The organism is Falsiporphyromonas endometrii (assembly GCF_042654485.1).
Lineage (GTDB): Bacteria > Bacteroidota > Bacteroidia > Bacteroidales > Porphyromonadaceae > Porphyromonas > Porphyromonas endometrii.
Genome location: NZ_JBHSGO010000088.1, coordinates 1 through 2,631 on the forward strand (window position 1 = coordinate 1; position 2,631 = coordinate 2,631).

General features: G+C 40.1%; 1 protein-coding gene. It reads right to left on the minus strand.

All coding sequences use genetic code 11. The annotated features are described in order from the left end of the window. Positions 1–137: 137 nt before the first annotated feature. A complete protein-coding gene (locus tag ACFO3G_RS03440; RefSeq protein ID WP_380078008.1) occupies positions 138–2,330 on the minus strand; it encodes a glutamine synthetase III family protein in 2,193 nt (730 codons plus the stop codon). Between the last annotated feature and the right edge of the window lie 301 nt (positions 2,331–2,631).

A 2,631-nucleotide genomic window follows, 5' to 3' on the forward strand; every position in this document is an offset into this window, starting at 1 on the left:
CCGGGCGGACGCCAATCCCCCCGGTGTTTTTCATGCCCGCCTGACGGATGAACAAAACAATGAATTGAAATGATTAATTTTGACTCAAAGATAAACCTCCTTTACACACTTTTTGGGATACTACCGGACAAACAGCCTCAATGTATAAATAGCAACTCCCTATACTTAGGAAGCGGCCATATTTCATCGTCGACAATAAGTTCCAAATGATCTACATGATACCTGATCTTATCCAAATACGGGAATACCTTTTGCTCATATTCAAGAGCTCGTGATCTAAGATCTTCAATTCGGTTTGCAATCTTGCGACATTCAGTCATTTCTTCAACCATCTCATAAATTGCAGTGAGATGCCTGCATACTTTGCGAATCATCTCTTTGGTCCCTTTTGAAAGCTCCTCGTATTCTTTAGTATCCCCAAAAACCTCTTGCAACTTCTTTGCATTGTCAAGCAACATTGTTTGATATCGAGTTACAACCGGGATAATGTGATTGAGACACAAATCGCCCAAAACTCGGCTCTCTATTTGGACTTTTTTGACATACACTTCCCATTTGACTTCGTTGCGAGCCTGCAATTCGTGAGAGGTTAAGACCCCAAGTGTTTCAAACATCTTCACCGCCTCAGAAGTGGTATATGCATCGAAAAGAAGCGGAACATTCTTTTCGATATTCAGGCCCCTTCTTGCAGCCTCTTCATGCCACTCTTTGCTATATCCATTTCCATCGAAATGAATGGGTTGTGACTCATTGAGATAATCACGTATGACATCATACAAAGCAGACTGAATACTCTTTCCTTTGGCGATAGATCGATCTACAGAATCTGCAAAATCTTTCATCTGAAAAGCCAAAGCTGTACATAGGGCCAACATTGGAGCTGCACAATTGGCAGAAGAGCCTACAGCACGAAATTCGAATCTGTTGCCGGTAAAGGCAAAAGGAGAAGTACGGTTGCGATCAGTATTATCCAATAATAGTTCTGGTATTTGACCTACGCCAAGAGACAACTCCTTCTTTGCATTTCTAACTATTGCTTCATCGTAGCTTGAAGAGATAAATCGCTCCAGAATATCCGATACTTCGCTACCCAAAAAGCAACTAATGATACTTGGAGGAGCTTCATTACCACCCAACCTATGCACATTGGTAGCAGAGGCAATGCTTGCTTTGAGCAATCCATTATTCTTGTAGACTGACATCAAAGTAATGGCAACAAAGCATACAAAACGAAGGTTCTCAGCCGAATCCTTTCCGGGAGAAAAGAGATTGACGCCTTCATTGGTGCCAATACTCCAATTGCAATGCTTCCCTGATCCATTTACCCCCATATAAGGCTTTTCGTGAAGTAATAAGTGAAAATGATGCTTACGAGCTATACGCTTCATAATACTCATTAGCAATACATTATGGTCGTTTGCCAAATTGCATTCTTCGTATACAGGAGCAAGTTCAAATTGGTTTGGGGCCACCTCATTGTGTCTGGTCTTTACCGGAATGGCCATTCTATAACACTCCGTCTCGAGATCCTTCATATACTCTTGTACTCTTTCAGGTATGGCCCCAAAATAATGATCGTCAAGCTGCTGATTCTTAGCACTTTCATGCCCCATCAATGTACGGCCGGTCAATCTAAGATCCGGACGAGCGACATATAAAGATTCATCAACTAAGAAATATTCTTGCTCCCACCCTAAGTATGTAGTGCAATTTTTCACATTTGGATAAAAGTATTTGGCCACTCGTGTTGCCTCTTTATTAAGAGCCTCCAAAGAACGCAACAATGGTGTTTTGTAATCCAAAGCCTCTCCTGTATATGCAATAAATACGGTTGGAATACATAAAGTGTCGTCTATAATAAATGCCGGCGAAGAGGGATCCCATGCAGAGTAACCGCGAGCCTCAAATGTGTTGCGAAGTCCTCCGTTGGGGAAACTGCTTGCATCGGGCTCTTGCTGACGCAAAAGCTTACCACTAAACTCTTCAATGACACCGCCATTATTATCGGGGGAGACAAAGGAGTCATGTTTCTCAGCCGTTCCATCAGTCAAAGGCTGAAACCAATGTGTGTAATGAGTTACACCATGATCCATCGCCCAGAGCCTCATGCCGGAGGCCACTGCATCAGCCAGATGATAATCAATGGGCTCTCCACTATCAATACATTGACATAGCTGAGTAAAGCTATCATTGCTTAAATATTGACGCATGGATTTTCTATCAAATACGGCTTCGGCAAAGAATATACCTACCGATTCTTTTCTCTCAACAGCTTTTACAGGCTCTCTACTGGTACCTTGTTTAACAGCATCAAAACGTAATAAAGACATATACAATGGGTTAAAGGATTTATTTAGAATAAGTTGAAGAATAAATATTTACAATTTATTATCTATAAATTCAAAATCTGCTTCTTAATCTCTCTTAATAAGAATAGGGCAAAAGAACTCATAACTCAATTACCTGTATATCCGAATTAGATAAGTATCAAAAGTCGCGTAAAACTAAGAAGCTGTTTAAATTTAATTGAAAAACAATCTTATACAAGGTGTTAATATATTGAATATCAGTAGGTTAGTTGATTTATTATTTGTAACTTTATGATTATCAAACAATTAAAGTTATGGAACA

Excerpts from the sequence above, each read along its gene's own strand:
- ACFO3G_RS03440 (WP_380078008.1), bottom strand. The coding sequence starts at position 2,330 with ATGTCTTTATTACGTTTTGATGCTGTTAAACAAGGTACCAGTAGAGAG.